This window comes from Dickeya sp. NCPPB 3274, assembly GCF_000406205.1.
GTDB classification, from domain to species: domain Bacteria; phylum Pseudomonadota; class Gammaproteobacteria; order Enterobacterales; family Enterobacteriaceae; genus Dickeya; species Dickeya fangzhongdai.
Map to the genome: position 1 here is coordinate 156062 of NZ_CM001979.1, position 17287 is coordinate 173348.

The following is a 17287-nucleotide window of genomic DNA, read 5'->3' on the forward strand; positions in this document are numbered from 1 at the left end:
ACGTTTTCAGTGTATGACTAGTTGCTGGCCGGCGACCGGCACCATTGAGTGCTCGTCCGGGGTGTCCAGCCGCTTGCGGGAAATCACGTCGTCCACCACAAACACGCTGATGACCTCCACCAGATGCGCCGCCTGATGATTCAGGTTGTCGGTGGCGCAGGCGGATTCTTCAACCAGCGCCGCATTTTGGTGAGTGACCTGATCCAGTTGGGCGATGGCGGTGTTAATCTGCGCGATGCCTTGCTGTTGCTCGTTGGTGGTGATGCCTATCTCGTTGATCAGTTGCGCCACCTGACGGGATTGCTCCATCAACTCGCTTATGGTGTTGCCCGCCAGATTGACCCGGTCGGAGCCGGTTTCAATCTTCTTCACGCTTTCGCCGATCAGCGATTTGATTTCGCGTGCGGCGGAGGCGGAGCTTTGCGCCAGTGAACGTACCTCGTGGGCGACGACCGCAAAGCCTTTGCCTTCTTCGCCCGCCCTGGCGGCTTCTACCCCGGCGTTCAGCGCCAGAATGTTAGTCTGGAAGGCGATATTGTCGATCAGGCTGATGATTTCGACGATCTGATGTGAGCTCTGGGTGATGTCCGCCATGGTGGCTATCACATCTCCCACGACCTGATTGCCTTTTGAAGCAGTCAGACTGGCGGCGTTGGCCAATTCGGTCGCCAGCCTGATGGTTTCGACGTTATGGCTGACCGCGTTGCTGATTTGCTCCATAGACGCAGCGGTTTGCTGCAGGCTGGCGGCCTGCTCTTCGGTGCGCTGGCTGAGGTCATTGGTGCCGGCGGCGATTTCGTTGGCGCCTGAGGCGATCGCATGGCTGCTCTGGCTGACCTGCTCGACGATAGTGATCAACCCGCCGCGCATCTGGTCGATGGCGGCCAGCACGCTGCCGCTGTCTTTATCCCGTATTGGGATGGTCGTGATCAGGTTGCCCTGCGCGATCTGTTGGGCGATGCTGGCGGCGTCCGCCGGTTCGCCGCCCAGCTTGCTTCTCACCTGACGGGTAATAAACCAGGCCACCAGACTGCCTATCGCCATCGCGATGATAGCTAGCGTCAGCATGGCTTGCCCGGCGTTATCCGCCAGCTGTTCCGAACTGTGCGCCAGGTCGGTGGTAGCGTTTTTCTGATAATTGATAATGGCATCAATGGCGTTGAAAACTTTATTTTGCGCCGGCTGGAATTCATTCAGAATAACCGCTTTTGCCTCTTCATCCCGATTTTCCAGCGCCAGCGCTTCAGCCTTTTTCAAGGCCTGAATATTTTCAGGCCGTACGTCTTCCAGATGCTTCAATAATACTTTCGCATCCGGGGAAACGGTCATGCTGCTGAATGTATTGATAATCTCCGTGCTTTTATCGATGGTTTCCCTGATGCGTTTGCTTTCCGCTTCCATTTGCGCCGGGTCGGTCATCATGACCATATTTCGAATGGCGTTGGCGACAATATTAATATTGTCTTTATAGGTATGGATAAGAACCAGTTTAACCAATCGGTTTTGCGCCAGCGTTTCGATATTTCCGCTTAACTGGTGCAATTGAAAACGACCGAAACTGGCGACCAGAAAGCCAATGATAATGACGGCGGCAAAGCTGATACTGAGCAGCGTGCCCAACTTCATCTTTTTGAATAAGTTCATAATATTCTTGCCTGTGTGTAAACGCCCGCGTGCACGATGGCGATGCCAGAACGAAAGAGGTATCACGCCGCCGTCGCTATTACGGCTAAGACCTGACACGCCCGTTATTTATTGGGTTGTGACCCTTTTTTCCGGTGTTGTTGTTGCAGGTTGGTCGCCCCGGCACTCAACGGCAATATCCGCCCGCGGTCTGAAGCTGGCCCCGCGAGTGCTGAATGTTTGCGTTTAATGACGAGGCGCAGACGCTGTACCATGCACGCCCGTTAAAGGATACCGCCACGCTACTGCTTTGGTCTGGTGCTGGACCCTCGCCTAAATCGGGCGAGAGCAAAAAGAATGGATGCCGGCTTAGGCACACGTCACGCATCATTGCAGGCGTCGCCTGGATTCAGGCTTGTCGAACAGCGTCGCACTCTATCCGAATGACAGCGACAAGCGATGATTATTTGAACTACTCATTTGACTATGAGCGGCGTTTTGCCGTTTGTCTAATCGCCTCCCTGTGTATTTTTTTGTCAACAAGGCCGGGAAGCGCTCCGGTGAAGTGACTCCAGCCCGGCGGGCGCACCCAGCCGCGTGCGTGGCGTTGTCTGACGGTTTACGCATATTTATGTTTTAACCGACCGCGGGCCTAAAGACGGCGGGCGCGGTGCCGTTATGTTTCAATATGTGTCAGAAAGATTCGGCCTGATGGTGCGTAACTACACCCTCCATGCTGAGTCTTTGCTGATGGATCATGACAGGCCTTGCACAGGATTCCCGATGACTTCTCCCATCTCTTTCAACCGTTCTGCCGCGGGTACATCGGCGCAGAATGCCAGGACTGATACTGACGCCGGTAGTACGACTCGTGCCGGCGCGCAAGCGGATGCTTCCCAGGAACAACCGTCGGTCACCTCCGTACTGGTGCAGTTCAGCGACGAGGTCCGTAAACGGATTGATGCCGCAATGCGGACCAACATGAGCAAAATGAACGATTTTGATCAGGATCTGGCGCGCGGGCGCATCGAACAAATCAAACGGCGCATTCAGATGCTGAAGATGATGATGCTGTCGCTGGTCGGTCAGTCGGTTCCGCCCGGCATACTGCGCGAAATCCGCCAACTGGCCGCAGAACTGGGCCAGGCGGCTAAAACCCTGAATGAAGGCGGGGGCAGCGGGGGGGCTAATACCGGAGCGGCGGGCGTGGCGGGCGGTGAAAATCAGTCCGGCGCTGTTGCTGGCGGCAGTGGCGATACTTCCGCTGCCGCGCTTTCCGGGGCGGTGGCGGTGTCCGCCGCGGGTGAGGGCGCGTCCGCCGAATCCGATGGTTTAGGGGACGGTGGCGACCACGCTATCGGGGCGTCAGCGGCGGAAAAAAGCGATGGAGACGCATCCGCGCAGGAGGCTGAGCAATTGCAGAGCGTGGCGGCCGCCATTACCGAACGGGGCGCCGGGTCGCAGCAGCGCAGGGCGGATGCGAAGTCGGTGCAGGACGCCGTCCGCGAGCTGAAATCGCTGCTTGCGATGGTGAAAAATGCCAGCAGAAACGACGACAAAGAAGCCCAGAAGCAGATTCAGGCTATAAATCAATATATTGCCGACACTGAGAAGACGGTTCAGTCGATGAGCATGACGGGAGGCGGGGTCAGCGTCGATCTGTCTGTCGGCCCCGCGGGTAATATCTCGATTGATGTGCAGGTCTGACGGTCAGGCGCGCAGCGTGGCTGCGCGCAATAATGCGGGGAGTCGGCGTTTTTCCTTCTCCCCGGCGGCTTGCCCGGTATGTCGCTTGCGCCGTGGGTTAGCGTGACGCCAGCGCCAGACGCCAGGCGGCGCTGTCATCGTGTGACCGCTGCGGTTGAACGGTGTGATTGGCGAGTACGAACACATTCATCAGCTGTACCAGATGACCGGCCTGAGCGTTCAGGCTGTCGGCGGCGCTGGCGGACTGTTCCACCAGTGCGGCATTCTGCTGGGTAACCTGATCGAGCTGGCTGACCGCCTGATGGATCTGGCCGATGCCGGATTCCTGTTCTGAGGTGGTTACGCCGATTTCCTTAATCAATTCCGCGACATGGTGGGCCTGAGAGACAATCTCTTCCATAGTGACGCCGGCGTGGCCGACGCGCTGCGAACCGCTTTCCACTTTTTCCATGCTCTCGGTGATCAATTCTTTGATTTCCCGGGCGGCGGAAGCGGAACGCTGCGCCAGCGAACGCACCTCGCCGGCCACCACTGCGAAGCCGCGGCCTTGTTCACCCGCGCGGGCGGCTTCTACCGCGGCATTCAGCGCCAGAATATTGGTCTGGAAAGCAATGCCGTCGATAACGCTGATAATGTCGCCGATTTTGCGTGAACTGGTGGTGATCTCTTCCATAGTGCGAATGACGTCGCTCACCACTTCGCTGCCTTTGGCGGCCGTCTGGCTGGCGGTGGTGGCGAGCTGGGCGGCTTCGCGCACCGTGTCGCCGTTCTGGCGAATAGTCTGGCTGATTTGCTCCATCGAGGCGGCGGTTTGCTGCAGGCTGGCGGCCTGCTCTTCGGTGCGCTGGCTGAGATCGGCGTTGCCCATAGCAATCTGCTGCGAGCCGGTGGCGATGGATTCGCTGCTCTGGCGCACCTGACTGACGATGTGGCTGAGGCTGTCGCGCATCGCGCGCATGGCGGCCAGCAGGCTGTGGTGGTCGCTGGTTTTCAGCATGACATCGACGGACAGGTCGCCCTGCGCCACCTGCTGAGCGATATGCGAGGCATAGGTCGGCTCGCCGCCCAGTTGTCCTTTCACCCGGCGGGTGATCAGCCAGGCTACCACGGCGCCCAGCAGGGCGCTGATGGCGGTCACGATCAACAGCAGGGTGCCGGAATAGCTGGCATCCGCCATGAAACGTTGAGACATGGCGACGGTGTCGTTCTTGTGTTCGGTGATCATGGTATCCATCGCGTTGAACAGCACGGTCTGCGTGGTCAGCAGGTCGCCCAGAATCAGCGTGCGGGCTTGTTCCTGCTGGCCGGACATGCTCAGCTCAATCACTTTTCGTACCGCATTGGAATAAGGCGGGCGCGCCTGATTAATTTGCGCCAGCAATTCGCGTGATTTTTTCAGTTTCAGTTTTTCATCCAACTGTCTGAGCAAGTCGTTGTTACGGTCGATGAGCTGCTCGAGATCGTGTTTTTCCTGAGCGAGGCGGGCGGCGTCGGTCTGTATGGCGCTTTCCCGAATAATGCGGGCGGCCGCATTCAGGTTGTCCTTAATTTCCTGCATGGCGATCAGGTTATTCAGGCGAATATTGGACAGGTAATCCAGATTATTGCCCACATGAATCAGCTGGCTGCGCCCGAAAATCGCGACGATAAAACCTATCAGGATGACCAGTATAAAACCGGATCCGAGCATAGCGCCGAGTTTCATATTTTTTAGTATCTGCATCATGTGCCTTATTCTATTTTAGTGTTGCCGTCATGAATGGATTCGCATTCCTGGTGTGAAGCGAACTGTGTGTATTGGTAGTGATGGACGCTGGCGACGAAAACGCTGCCAAAGCAATCCGTAGCGGAAACAGTCCGTAGTGAAACAGTCCGTAGTGAAAGCAGCCCGTAGCGAATTGATCTCAACCTGTTAGCGGTAGGTAACGAAATGATTTTTTAGTTAATTAACTTTTTAACAAAATGTATGCGGTAGCGGGTTGGCGCGGTGAGCGGGGAAATCGGCGACGTGAATAATTCAGGGTATATGCCGTCTGTATGGGGAAGTGGAATTCGTTTTCCGCTTCCCCACGGTATGAATCAGATCGGTGGGTTAGCGTGATGTCAGCGCCAGACGTAAATCGGCACGGGGAGGATACACGGCGTGTTCGTCTTGCCGGTGATTTCCCGCGACCACAAATACATTCATCAACTGAACCAGATGGCGAGCCTGATCGCTCAGGCTGTCGGCGGCGCTGGCGGACTGCTCCACCAGCGCGGCGTTCTGCTGGGTTACCTGATCGAGCTGGTTGACCGCCAGATTAATCTGGCTGATGCCGGATTCCTGCTCGGTGGTCGTGACGCCGATTTCCTTGATCAAATCGGCGACGCGGCGCGCCTGCGTCACGATATCGTCCATGGTGGTGCCGGCGTGGCCGACCAGTTGCGAGCCGCTTTCCACCTTTTCCATGCTCTCGGTGATCAGTTCCTTAATCTCCTTGGCGGCGGAGGCGGAGCGCTGCGCCAGCGAACGCACTTCACCGGCCACCACCGCGAAGCCACGGCCCTGCTCGCCGGCGCGGGCGGCTTCCACCGCCGCATTCAGCGCCAGAATATTGGTCTGGAAGGCAATGCCGTCGATGACGCTGATAATGTCGCCGATTTTGCGCGAACTGGCGGTGATGTCGTCCATCGTGCGGATGACGTTACTCACGACCTCACTACCTTTGGCGGCGGTATCGCTGGCGGTAGTGGCGAGCTGGGAAGCTTCACGCACGGTTTCGCCGTTCTGGCGGATGGTCTGGCTGATTTGCTCCATTGAGGCGGCGGTTTGCTGCAGGCTGGCGGCCTGCTCCTCGGTGCGCTGGCTGAGGTCGGCGTTGCCCATCGCTATCTGCTGTGAGCCGGTAGCGATGGATTCGCTGCTCTGGCGCACCTGACTGACGATGTGGCTGAGGCTGTCGCGCATGGCGCGCATGGCGGCCAGCAGGCTGTGGTGGTCGCTGGTTTTCAGCATGACATCGACGGACAGGTCGCCCTGCGCCACCTGCTGAGCGATATGCGAGGCATAAGCCGGTTCGCCGCCCAGTTGCCCCTTGATGCGGCGGGTAATCAGCCAGGCTATCAGACTGCCGGCGACAGCAATCAGCGCCGCCAGCGACAACATCAGTATACCGGCGCTGTCGGCTTGTGATTCCGAGTTATCAGCTGCCGTAGAGGTCGCGTTTTTCTGGTAGGTCAGCATGGTTTCTATCACTTTGAACAGCGCGTCCTGCGCGTTGCGCACGTCGCTCAGAATCAGGTTTCTTGCCTTATCCGATTGATTTGACAGCCCTAGCTCAATGGTTTTTCTGACTGCTTCCAGATAAGCCGGGCGTTTCTGTTCAAGCTGGTCGAGCAAGGCGTTTTGCTCCGCCGTTTCCGATGCTTTGCGCAGTATGGCGATGATGTCGCTGTTTCTTGGAATAATCGCATCAATGCGTGTGTTTTTCCTACCGCCATTTGCTGTTGATCGGAAAGCAACGCGATATTCCTGATCACCCGGGCGGCCACATTCAGATTATCTTTGTATTCCTGTATCAATAGCAGATTAGTGAGCCGCTCTTTTGATAATGTCTGGATATTTGTGCTGAGTTGACGTAACTGCACCTGACCATAAATCGCTACCAGAAAACCAATAACGATTACCATCGCGAACCCGGTGCCTAACATGGAGCCTAACTTCATTTCTTTAAAAAAACGCATAACGTCACCTTTTTTATATAAGATTTATTTTTATCCCTGATATACCCGTCACACTTCAGGTTGCAGGTGCGTTGGCTGCGTTATCGACTCACTCGCGGCCTCGTCTCTTCGGGGCTGCGGTAAACCGCTTTCAACTCTGCCTTTTCCTGCAACTCGAATTAATTTGGAGTATAGATATTGGCTTCCGTAGCGTGTTTCAGGCAATAACAAGACCGCTGGCGAAAATTCTTCGTCAGGGAAAGGCTGGCCTGCAGGTGTGAATTAAACCGTTAATTGACTAATTGATTAATAATTCTAATCAAGATAAGAAAAATGTATAAAAATTATCTTCGGGTATTTTTAATACCTGAAATGAACGCTCTTCCTGAACAAATTGCAGTATGGAGGGTTTTTATGCGTTTGTCGATAAATCGTGATAAAAGTTTTTCTTATTGCTCAATGGCTTTTTTATTAACGTAATTAGAAGCAATTTTTTAATGGAAGTTACAAAAAATAAATCCCCAATTTAAGGCCTGCACTTTGTAGTGATATAAAAAGTTATGGTGATATAAAAACCAATCCTTTTTGAGATTCGCCAATGACATTTTATCAAAACAATATTTTTTGTGTGGCTATTTAGGTCATGACCCGGAATATATCCGGGTCATGACCTGGCGGCTCAGAATGCTTCCCAGCCACTGTTATTAACCGTTGCCAGTGATGCCGCCGGTTTTAGCCGGGGCACCGGTCGCTTTATTGACCGTTCTCTGCGGTTAAGGGATGGCCGTCAGGGGGTAAACCCGGAAGAGACCGCCACCATGACGGCGGCAGTCAGGGGAAAGGTAAACTCAGAACTGTTCCCAGTTGCTGTGATTGGCTTTGTTCGTTAACGCCAGTTTGGATGGCGCCGGTTTTTTTCGTGCAGGCGCCGAGTGTGGCTGCCGCTGGGCAGGCTGGCTGCTAAATGTGTTGTGAATAGTGAATACGCCCATCAGTTCCACCAGTTTTTCCGCCTGCTCACTCAGGCTGTCGGCGGCGCTGGCGGACTCTTCAACCAGCGCCGCGTTTTGCTGGGTTACGCTATCCATCTGGGTAATAGCCTGATTGATTTGTGAAATACCGGATTCCTGTTCCTGCGTGGTGACGCCGATTTCGCTAATCAGGTTGGCAACGTGCTGCGCCTGGGTGACGATATCCGTCATGGTTTCACCGGCGTGCTCCACCAGTTGAGAGCCACTTGCCACTTTTTCCATACTGGTGGTGATGAGTTCTTTGATTTCACGGGCGGCGGACGCCGAGCGCTGCGCCAGTGAGCGTACTTCTCCCGCCACCACCGCGAACCCCCGGCCTTGTTCGCCGGCGCGTGCGGCTTCCACCGCGGCGTTAAGCGCCAGAATATTGGTCTGGAAGGCGATGCCGTCGATCACGGTAATGATGTCGCCAATCTTACGGGAACTGGTGCTGATATCGCCCATGGTGGTGATCACGTTGCGCACGACTTCGTTGCCTTTGGCCGCGGTCTGGCTGGCGGTGTTGGCGAGTTGGGCGGCTTCGCGTACGGTGTCGCCATTCTGACGAATGGTCTGGCTGATCTGCTCCATCGAGGCGGCGGTCTGTTGTACGCTGGAGGCCTGTTCCTCGGTACGGCGGCTCAGATCGTTGCTGCCGATGGCGATTTCGCTGGAGCCGGTGGAAATGGATGCGCTGCTATCATGTACCTGCTGCACAATCTTGCTCAGTCTGTCGCGCATATCGTTCATGGCGGCCAGCAGGCTTGCGGTATCGCCCGGTTGCAGATCGACGTTGATGGCCAGGTTGCCGCCGGCAATCTGACGCGCAATGTCGGAGGCATACACCGGCTCGCCGCCAAGCAGTCTTTTGATTCTGCGGGTAATCAGCCAGGCGATAGCGAGGCCCAGTACCGTAGAGATACCCGTGAATGCCAGCATCAGTATGCCGGCGGAGCGCGCCGAGTCGCTGGCATCGTCAGCCGACCGCCGGGTATCGCTTTTCTGGTAGTTCACCATATCGTTGATGGCTTTAAAGTAATTGTCCTGCGCCGGTTTCACTTCGTTCATAATGACGCTTTTGGCTTCATCCAGCTTGTTATTCAGACTGAGTGAAATGGCTTTTTGCGTAGCGGCAAGGCTGGCTGGCCGTACCTGGTTGAGCGCTTCAAACAGCGCCTTTTCTTTGGGAGAACTTGCCAGTTCAGCGATGCGCTTTAGGACTTCGCTATTTCTGGTAATGACCTCGTTGATGCGCTGTTTTTCCTGCGCTACCTGATCCGGCGCAGTAAACAGCGTCAGGTTACGTACCGAAATGGCGACGCTGTTCAGATTATCTTTTAGTTCTTGAATCAGCAGTAGACCTTCCATCTGGTCGCTGGCCAATGCATTGATATTGTCACTTTGCTGCCGTAATTGAACTTGCCCATAGGTAGAAACAAAAAAGCTGATAATCAGTACGATAACAAAACCGGCACCGAGCATGGTGGCAAGTTTCATGTTCTTGAGAATGCTCATGGTTTATCCCCTAAAAGTTGTTTTTAATCACGATAAACCGATATGAATAAAAAAGACCGATAACACGCTCGTCAGATTATCTGTGATTTCGGGGATTAATCTAATTGATGAATCTTTGCTATATCTTAAGGAGGAGGGGTAATTTCATTTGGTTACATTTTTATTTTTTATTCTCTGTTTTCAGAACGCCATTTCGGTTTTTAGGTGTGGTTAGTGCTATATATTAATAATAATTATACGCGTGACTTTATATTGGTTGATGATGTTCAATGCTGGCGAAATGGAATTTCTCAGTAACAGTGAGTATTCCAATAAATTTAACCTGCCATATTGAATGAATGGGCCGCGCCCACCATTGTTATTGGTGTTTTATCTATGGGCGCGGCGCTCAATACCGTTGTTGCATGATGCTTGTCCGGGCGTCATGCGAGAACCATCCTCAGGTTGGGGTGGTGTTTGTCGCCAGCGCCAACTGAGGCTGGAATGGGCGTCCTTGCATCGGCTCAGCAGGCTGGCGTGACGCCGTATGGTGGATAGTGAACATACTCACCAGTTCCACCAGATGGCGGGCTTGATCGCTCAGGCTGTCGGCGGCGCTGGCGGACTGCTCCACCAGCGCGGCGTTCTGCTGGGTTACCTGATCGAGCTGGTTGACCGCCAGATTAATCTGGCTGATGCCGGATTCCTGCTCGGTGGTCGTGACGCCGATTTCCCTGATCAAATCGGCAACGCAGCGCGCCTGCGTCACGATATCGTCCATAGTGGTGCCGGCGTGACCAACCAGTTGCGAGCCGCTTTCCACTTTTCCCATGCTCTCGGTGATCAGTTCCTTAATCTCCTTGGCGGCGGAGGCGGAACGCTGCGCCAGCGAACGCACTTCACCGGCCACCACCGCGAAGCCGCGGCCCTGCTCGCCAGCGCGGGCGGCTTCCACCGCCGCATTCAGCGCCAGAATATTGGTCTGGAAGGCAATGCCGTCGATGACGCTGATAATGTCGCCGATTTTGCGCGAGCTGGCGGTGATGTCGTCCATCGTGCGGATGACGTTACCCACGACTTCACTGCCTTTGGCGGCGGTATCGCTGGCGGTGGTGGCAATCTGGGCGGCTTCACGCACGGTTTCGCCGTTCTGGCGGATGGTCTGGCTGATTTGCTCCATTGAGGCGGCGGTTTGCTGCAGGCTGGCGGCCTGCTCCTCGGTGCGCTGGCTGAGGTCGGCGTTGCCCATGGCTATCTGCTGCGAGCCGGTAGCGATGGATTCGCTGCTCTGGCGCACCTGGCCGACGATGTGACCGAGACTGTCGCACATGGTATGCATCGAAGCCAGCAGGCTCTGTTGGTCGTGGCGGGCGAGGTCTACGCTGACCGCCAGATTTCCCTGTGCGACTTCCTGGGCGATGCGGGCGGCGTACTGGGGCTCGCCGCCCAGCTGGCGCCGGATGTAGCGGCTCAAATACCAGGCGGTGGCGCCGCCGATAACGCAGCCTGCCAACGCCAGCGCCAGCATCAGCAACCCCGCCTGATTGGCCTGCCGCTCGGCGTCGTTAGCCATCGACAAGGTTAACGAGGACTGGTCGTCGATCATTTTATCCAGCGTGGTGAAAATCCCTTCCTGCGCTTTTTGCAGGTCGGCGACAATAATATTGCGCGCTTGCACCGGATGCCCCGCCATACCCGCTTCCACAGCGTTGTTCATCGCTTCGCTATAGGCGGGACGAAACTGGTCGAGCTGTTGCAGCCCTCGCTGCATGTCAGGGTCGTCAGCGGACTGTCCGATTTGCGCGACCAGCTTCGTCATGCTGGCGTTGGTTTCATCCAGCCGTTGTTTTTCCTGCTCTCGCTGCGTTTTGTCATTTAGGAGCGCAATGTTGCGTACCCGGCGGGCGGCATCGTTGAGGTGGTCTTTCATTCTTTCCAACTGTAGCAGCGTCACCATGTGTGATTTCGACAGCAACTGCATGTCGGCGCTCAGTTTTCGTAGCTGAAACTGACCAAATAGCGCGATAAGAAAACCGATGACGATCACCCACGCAAAACCCGAGTTGAGCCGGGTGGAAAGCCTGATGTTTTTGAAGCTGATATTCCTGAAGCCGGTATTACTGAATGTAGTCATGCGTCCCCCCTGAGCGGTTGAGGTAACAGCGCCAATGGCATGGCGGCTCAATGCATAGCAAAAAAGAACAATAAACGCTGATATTGTTATGCGCCGCGTTAGGCCTGAAGGCTGTCGGCGGCTGTGTGGCGTCGTGGCTGGTAAGGTCAGGATATAAATAACCAAAATGGCACTGGTTGAGTAATAGATATTCGCTATACCCACCCTCTTTCATGCTGCCGGGGGGCAGGTCGCTTTATTGACCTTTGCTGCGTGAAGGGCTCGGCCGTCAGGGGCTAAATTCGGAAGAAACCGCCACCGTGACGGCGGCGGTCAGGGGAAAGGTAAACTCAGAACTGTTCCCAGTTGCTGTTGTTGGCGTTGTTTGCCAGCGCCAGTTTGGATGGCGTTGGTTTTTTCAGCCCGGTTCCCGTTTTTTGCAGCAAGGCGCTCTGGTTGTTAAACGCATTCTGAATAGTGAATATGCTCATCAGTTCCACCAGCCGCGCGGCCTGATCGCTCAGGCTGTCGGCGGCGCTGGCCGACTCTTCCACCAGCGACGCGTTCTGCTGGGTGACCTGATCGAGCTGGTTGACCGCATCGTTAATCTGCGAAATACCGGATTCCTGCTCGTGAGTGGTCACGCCGATTTCGCCAATCAAATCCGCCACGTGGCGCGCCTGCTTCACCAGTTCGTCGATGGTGGACCCGGCTTCGCCCACCAGCGTTGAACCGGCTTCCACCGTTTCGACGCTGGCGGTGATCAACTCCTTGATTTCCTTGGCGGCGGAAGCGGAGCGTTGGGCCAGATTTCTCACCTCGCCCGCCACCACGGCAAAGCCGCGGCCCTGCTCGCCGGCGCGGGCGGCTTCCACCGCGGCGTTGAGCGCCAGGATGTTGGTCTGGAAGGCAATGCCGTCAATGACGCTGATAATGTCGCCGATTTTGTGTGAGCTGACGGAAATGTCTTCCATCGTGCGGACGATATTGTTGACGGCTTCACCGCCTTTGGCGGCGGTTGAACTGGCCGATTGCGCCAGTTTGGTGGCGGTGCGCACGGTATCGCCGTTCTGGCGGATGGTCTGGCTCATTTGTTCCATAGAGGCGGCGGTCTGTTGCAGACTGGCGGCCTGTTCTTCGGTGCGCTGGCTCAGGTCGGTGCTGCCGGCGGCGATTTCGCTGGCGCCGGTGGCGATGGATTCGCTGCTCTGGCGCACCTGGGTGACGATCTGTCCCAGTTTTTCCCGCATGTCGTTCATGGCTGCCAGCACGCTGTGCTTGTCGCCCGCGCGTAGTTCGACATTAAAGGCCAGATTGCCGTCGGCGATTTGTTGGGCAACCGCCGCGGCGTAAACCGGTTCGCCGCCCAGTTGGCCTTTGACGGTGCGGGTGATCAGCCAGGCGGTCAGCGCGCCAAGCACCGCGGCGGCCAACGCCAGCGCCAGCATTACCGTGCCGTCTGAACGAGCGTTTTGCATGGAATCCGTCACCACGTTCATGGTGATTTTTTTCTGGAAGTCGAGCATGTTGTCCAGCGCCCGGAAGACGCCGTTCTGGGCGGTCTGCATGTCGTTGAGAATCAATTCGCGGGCCTGATCGCGCTGCTCCGGCTGGCCGGAGATGCCCAATTGAACCGCATTATTGAATGCCTGCAGGTAAGCGGGGCGCGCCTGCGTCAACTGGTTCAGTTGATCGCGGGTTTCCGGCGTATCAAGCCGTTCCGATAACTGTTTGAGCACCTCGGTGTTGCGGGCGATTTGCCGGTCGATCAGCTGCTTTTCACGCGCGATGCGTTCAGGGTCGTTACTGAGCGCAATATTACGCACCAGACGGGAATTGGTATCGAAGCCGGTTTTGGCTTCCTGAATCAGCATCATGTTGGTGAGCGTGGTGGAAGAGAGGTGATCGATGTCGTCCCCCAGCCCCGCCAGTTGGGTTCGGCCAAATGTCGCTACCAGCAGACCAATCACGATGACCAGAGCGAATCCGGCACTCAGCATGGTGCCCAGTTTTATTTTTTTCAGCGCGTTCATAGATGTCCTTACGTCGTGTATTCCATGCGTTTATTCGGGACCTCGTCCAGGAGGTAAAATGAAAATAGCTCTATGTGTGTATAATTTGGGTTAGTTCTATTTCATGTGAATAATTTTTGTGGGCCAGCCGACAGATCTCCTGTTTATTACGATTATTTTGTAAATAGATAGAGAGGTAATGGTCTTATAAAAACCGATAACAAGAATCGCTAACTCCAATAATTAAGATGAGAAAGTAATTGGAATTGAAATTTACAGTGGAGCTTATTGGTTAATAAGAGTAAGGAATAGAAATTGGTTTGTCGAATGCAATATATAAACTTTTCAAATAAAGTATCAAAAGAATAATTTTCGGCGGTATTTCTGCAATTCCGATCGCGTTTTTACCGCAAGGGTGTGTCGATGGCGATAGCCGGATAAAGCATCGCCGTGACTGGCTCTCGATGGTAAGCGGCTCCGGCGAGATGTGCGGCGCCGGGATACTGGCGGCTGGCGCTTCTGCCGATGCCGCCATCGTGGTCTGTCCGTACTCAATGAAGAGAAAACCGCGATAGAATGGCGATCCATATATTGGCAGTTTTACTGTGAGGGAGATCACCCCGTTACATGAAAAAATTGCTTCTGCTTCAGATTTTTTATCTGGAAGGTGTATAAAAATGTTTTTTTACTAAAAACACATTGTAAAACAAAAAGATTAATAAATAATGCCGTTATGTTTTTAATCCCCTGCATTTTAACGGTATGTCGTATCCTCGGGCGTTTTTTTTAAATCTGTTGCTGATTCTGAGCTGTTTTATGCTCTGTGCCTGCGGAACGTTGTCACAAGTCACTATGCCCGCCCGTTACGACGCCTATCTTACCCATTCCTCCTTCCAGGCGAATGTCGATGACATTGTGCATCATTATATGAAGGATAAGTCGGTGTCGGGCATCAGCATTGCGGTTATCCATAACCGAGGACCGGCTCAGTTTTACTGTTATGGCGTGACGGATGAGCAGGGCGGCTATGCCATAACACCCGATACCTTGTTTGCTCTGGGGTCGATCAGTAAAGGCATTACCGCCGATGTGGTCAGCCAACTGGTGTTGCAGAAAAAATTACGTTGGGAAGATACGCTCGCTACGTTGCTGCCGGAAAGTACGCCTTTGAGCGAGGATGCAAAGCGAATCACGTTATTACAACTGGTCACGCACACTTCCGGTTTGCCTCGTCAGGATATCGATTTCCACATTCTGACTAAATTTGTGCGTTATCTTGGCAGCGGCGAGAATTTTTATGGCGGGCTGGATAGTGATGAGGTACTGCATTATCTGGCTGACTTCAGTGCGCCTTCGCATCCAACCGCACAATACTCAAACCTTGGCTATGCCGTTCTCGGCTATATCCTGAAGGATAAATTCCACCAGAGTATTGAGGATATGGCGAAAGATCGTCTTTTCATTCCTCTTTATATGCGGCAAACAAGTTTTAGACCGGAGACGTTAGCGCGTTTTGCTTTTCGCGCCCTGGGGCATGCTGGCGATCAGCCTAAATTCATTGCGCGCGGCGCACTAACGCCAGACTGGCATTTCAGCAATAATATGCTCGCAGCGGCAGGGCTATACAGTAACGCGCATGATTTAATCCTCTACCTTCGAGCCCATCTGGGCGATACGCCTTCACCATTGATAAACCAGGCTTTTGCACAGATAAACCAGGGTTATGCCCGTCACGGGAATCAGGTGCAAAACATTGCCTGGGTAACCGACATAGACGGAAAAAACAGCATAACGTATCAGGTGGGGTATATCGGCGGGTATTCCAGTTTTATCGGCTTTGATAAGCAAAACGGCAACGCAATTGTCGTCCTGCAAAACGCCTTTAACTGGAGTAACTATCTGGGGATTACTCTATTAACGGATTTAGCGAAGAGACGCTGACCGACGGCGGGAAATATGTGCCATCGGGCGCGGTGTTGATGTGAAGTCCGTCTTCTTGTGGGTGTTCCTGCCTATCATCCTGGCGTAACACAGCCTTTCTTTGTTTATAACATAATGATTATTTTATAAAAAATAATCACCTGTCGTATCGGTTTACTGCTGGTTTTTCTCCCCGCTGCAATCGTATGCACTTGTCATCCGGTTGTCATGATGCAGTTATTTTTCTGTCATCCGGGCGTGTCATGTTACCTGCCGAACATAAAACGCGCTTTTTCGCTCATGGCGCTCACAATGATCAGCATCCGCAATGATCAGCACCTACATGATCTCAGGAGACAGCATGTTTCAGCACGCTATCCGTAAAACCGCCGCCGTTGTCATTATGGCGTTAGCCGCCAGCGCACAGGCGCAGGCTGTTACCGAAATTCCGTTCTGGCATTCGATGGAAGGGGAACTGGGTAAAACCGTTAATTCTCTGGCTGACCGTTTTAACCAGACGCACAGCGACGTCAAAATCGTGCCGGTATACAAAGGCAACTACGAGCAGAGTCTGGCGGCCGGTATCGCGGCGTTTCGCAGCGGCAATGCGCCGGCTATCCTGCAGGTGTACGAAGTGGGCACCGCCACCATGATGGCCAGCAAGGCAGTTAAGCCGGTGTATCAGGTGTTTAAAGATGCCGGCGTGCCGTACGACGAGAAAATCTTCGTGCCGACCGTCTCTGGTTATTACTCCGACTCTAAAACCGGACACCTGCTGTCTCAGCCGTTCAACAGCTCCACCCCGGTGTTGTACTACAACAAAGACGCCTTCAAAAAAGCGGGTCTGGACCCGGAACAGCCGCCGAAAACCTGGCAGCAGATGGCCGAGTACACCGCCAAACTGCGTGCGTCCGGCATGAAATGCGGCTACGCCAGCGGCTGGCAGGGCTGGATTCAGATTGAAAACTTCAGCGCCTGGCACGGCCTGCCGATCGCCACTAAAAACAACGGATTCGACGGCCTTGATGCGGTGCTGGAGTTCAACAAGCCGGTTCAGGTCAAGCACATCCAGATGCTGGAAGACATGAACAAGAAAGGGGACTTCACCTATTACGGCCGCAAAGACGAGCCGACCGAGAAGTTCTACAACGGCGATTGCGCCATGACCACCGCGTCGTCCGGTTCGCTGGCTAATATTCGTCAGTACGCCAAATTCAACTACGGCGTGGCTATGATGCCGTATGACGCCGATGTGAAAGGCGCACCGCAGAACGCCATTATCGGCGGCGCCAGCCTGTGGGTGATGAACGGCAAAGACGCCGCCACCTACAAAGGCGTGGCTGAGTTCATGCAGTTCCTGTCGACGCCGGAAATCGCCGCCGAGTGGCACCAGAAGACCGGCTATTTGCCGATCACCACCGCCGCTTACGAGTTGACCAAACAGCAGGGTTTTTATGACAAGAACCCCGGCGCCGACATCGCCACCCGTCAGATGCTGAACAAGGAGCCGCTGCCGTTCACCAAGGGGCTGCGTCTGGGCAATATGCCGCAAATTCGCACCATCGTGGACGAAGAGCTGGAAAGCGTCTGGACGGGTAAGAAAACCCCACAGCAGGCGCTGGATGCCGCTGTGGAACGCGGCAACGCGCTGCTGCGCCGCTTCGAACAAGCGAACAAGTAACCGTATTCCGGGCCGAAGGGATTCG

Annotated in this window: 8 protein-coding genes and 1 pseudogene; 3 read left to right on the plus strand and 6 right to left on the minus strand. The window is 54.7% G+C overall.

Annotated features, from left to right (window positions below; translation table 11 throughout):
* Positions 1–6: 6 nt before the first annotated feature.
* Positions 7–1644, minus strand: coding sequence for a methyl-accepting chemotaxis protein (locus DXX3274_RS01380; protein ID WP_042858183.1), 1638 nt, complete (start codon positions 1642–1644; stop codon positions 7–9).
* 762 nt (positions 1645–2406) lie between these two features.
* Here DXX3274_RS01380 and DXX3274_RS01385 point away from each other — a divergent pair.
* Positions 2407–3330 (plus strand): hypothetical protein, encoded by a 924-nt coding sequence (locus DXX3274_RS01385; protein ID WP_042858184.1) that lies wholly within the window; start codon positions 2407–2409, stop codon positions 3328–3330.
* 97 nt (positions 3331–3427) lie between these two features.
* Here DXX3274_RS01385 and DXX3274_RS01390 read toward each other — a convergent pair whose 3' ends face one another.
* From DXX3274_RS01390 to DXX3274_RS01410, 5 genes and pseudogenes are all read right to left on the minus strand, one after another.
* Positions 3428–5053 (minus strand): methyl-accepting chemotaxis protein, encoded by a 1626-nt coding sequence (locus DXX3274_RS01390; protein ID WP_042858185.1) that lies wholly within the window; start codon positions 5051–5053, stop codon positions 3428–3430.
* A gap of 369 nt (positions 5054–5422) precedes the next feature.
* Positions 5423–7053, minus strand: a pseudogene (locus DXX3274_RS01395) (methyl-accepting chemotaxis protein).
* Between the two features lie 827 nt (positions 7054–7880).
* Positions 7881–9557 (minus strand): methyl-accepting chemotaxis protein, encoded by a 1677-nt coding sequence (locus DXX3274_RS01400; protein ID WP_042858187.1) that lies wholly within the window; start codon positions 9555–9557, stop codon positions 7881–7883.
* A gap of 439 nt (positions 9558–9996) precedes the next feature.
* Positions 9997–11670, minus strand: coding sequence for a methyl-accepting chemotaxis protein (locus tag DXX3274_RS01405; RefSeq protein WP_050569783.1), 1674 nt, complete (start codon positions 11668–11670; stop codon positions 9997–9999).
* A gap of 329 nt (positions 11671–11999) precedes the next feature.
* On the minus strand, positions 12000–13682 hold the full coding sequence (locus tag DXX3274_RS01410) for a methyl-accepting chemotaxis protein (protein WP_042858188.1): 1683 nt from the start codon (positions 13680–13682) through the stop codon (positions 12000–12002).
* 741 nt (positions 13683–14423) lie between these two features.
* Here DXX3274_RS01410 and DXX3274_RS01415 point away from each other — a divergent pair.
* Positions 14424–15602 carry a serine hydrolase gene (locus DXX3274_RS01415; RefSeq protein ID WP_084478657.1) on the plus strand — a complete coding sequence of 393 codons (1179 nt, stop codon included), beginning with the start codon at positions 14424–14426 and terminating at the stop codon, positions 15600–15602.
* 340 nt (positions 15603–15942) lie between these two features.
* Positions 15943–17262, plus strand: a complete 1320-nt coding sequence (ugpB, locus tag DXX3274_RS01420; RefSeq protein ID WP_038664440.1) for a sn-glycerol-3-phosphate ABC transporter substrate-binding protein UgpB — start codon at positions 15943–15945, stop codon at positions 17260–17262.
* Positions 17263–17287 lie beyond the last annotated feature (25 nt).